A 1,964-nucleotide genomic window follows, 5' to 3' on the forward strand; every position below is an offset into this window, starting at 1 on the left:
ATCCTCCAACTATACATGGATTCATAGTTTTATAATTATCACTTACTATGCAGGTTTTACTTTTTTGCATAAGAGAGGTTTCATCCACCTCTTCGGTTTTTTCTTCTTCATATTCAAAAACAGGTGTTTGTTTTTGTAAATCAGCTATTTGACGGGAGATTTTTTGATACTCATCATTTTTATTACCACTATCATTTGTAATTTCATTTAGCTTAGGATTAATAAGTATTGCATTGGCAAAAGCGCCTTTGATAGTAAATTGACCGTTTGAATCATCACTAGCTTTATCTTGCCAATCTTTTAATGTTATTTGATTTTTAGCTATAGTAGTGGCTAATTCCCCGCTAATTTGGTTTAGTTTATCTACTTGAGCTTTTAAAGCATTAAGAGTTTCTTCATTTTTTATAGCAGGATTTTCATTAACTTTTTTAACATAGTCATTATATTTAGCTATAGCTGTTTTTAATTGCTCTTGTATGAATTTTAATTGAGCTAAAGCTTTATTAGAAGAATCAACTAAAGGTTTTAATTTATCATTGATAAAAGCTAAAAGTTCTGCTTTATTGTTTTCAAATTTATCATTATATTTATCGATAATATTTTCATACTCACTACTAATTCCTTTTAATATTTCTTTCATACCTTCTTGACCATATAAAGCTTCTAAGAAAGATATACTTTGAATGATACTTTCACTTAGGCCTTGAATTTTATCAAGATCTTTTATATCTACCCAGTAATTTCCTGCAAATATTTCATCAAGCCATTGGTTTAAATCTTTTGCACTAATTACATCATCACTACCTAGGATGACATCAGGGTCATTTGGATCAGTAGGATCAGTTGGTTTGGATGGTTTTTCTATAGTATTTGCCTTAGATAAAAAGTCTTTATAAGCACTTTCTTGAGTATTATCATTATAAGTGTGAATGTTTATTTTATCTGAAACATAACCATTTTTATTAAAGTCGTTAATTAGATAGAAATCATTATCCATATTATATAATGTGTCATTGTTGGAATATATATGAATATTATTTAATTTTGCATCATATAAAATTCCAGCAAATCTACCTAGATAATAGCTTCGAAAAGATTTATTGTATGATATTTCAGAATTGTTGTCTATAAATATATAAATATTTTGAATAACATCTTTTTTACTTCCGTGTAAAGCTCCAGCAAACGATCCAATATATAAACCACTATTACCATGAGCACCATCAACAGATATATTGCCAGTGTTATAGATTGCAATATTATTAAAAGTATTAATATTTTCAGATTGAGAAAGTTGGTCAGATCTTCCAATAAACCAACCTATATAAGATGTATACACATCTCTTGTTTTATTTGTCAATGAAATATCACCAATATTATTTAAAATAATATTATCATAGGTTGTAGAGGCATTCATTCCTGTAAATCCACCCACACCAACAGCATTACCTGCAAATTGTCCTTCGTTTAAAGCACTGATACTTTCTATTTGATTAATCATTACGTTGGATATGTAAGAGTCGCTTATATTGCCACTAAAACCACCTACAATTCTTACCCCATTAATGGCACCAATATTACTTAGCGAAATATTTGAGATCTTACCATTTTTTATATATCCAGCAAAACCACCTATCCTAGATGGTAAATCTTTTTCATATCTAAAATTTATAGTATCAATATTGATATTAGAAATTTCACCCTCATTGATTACGCCAAATAAACCAACATCATAATCTTTATTAGCATTAATGGTAATGTTTTTTAATGTGTATCCATTGCCATTGAACATTTTATTAAAGGCGTTTTTATAATTATAAGCAATTGGATCTACTGTTGTGCCACTAAAGTCAATATTTCCAACCAATCTAAACTCATCAATTTCTCTAGTAACACCTAAACCTTCATTCCAACCTTTTGCAAAGTGCCACCATTCTATGGCATTATCTTTTTCATTTCCCATG

1 protein-coding gene is annotated in these 1,964 nt (G+C 28.7%); it reads right to left on the minus strand.

Annotated elements, in window-relative coordinates; genetic code table 11:
• On the minus strand, positions 1 to 1,964 hold a 1,964-nt coding region (locus tag ACOTVC_RS08605), incomplete at both ends, for a hypothetical protein (protein WP_421628341.1).

Source organism: Campylobacter sp. GB48, assembly GCF_049221845.1.
In the GTDB taxonomy this organism is placed as follows: Bacteria; Campylobacterota; Campylobacteria; order Campylobacterales; family Campylobacteraceae; genus Campylobacter_D; species Campylobacter_D lari_C.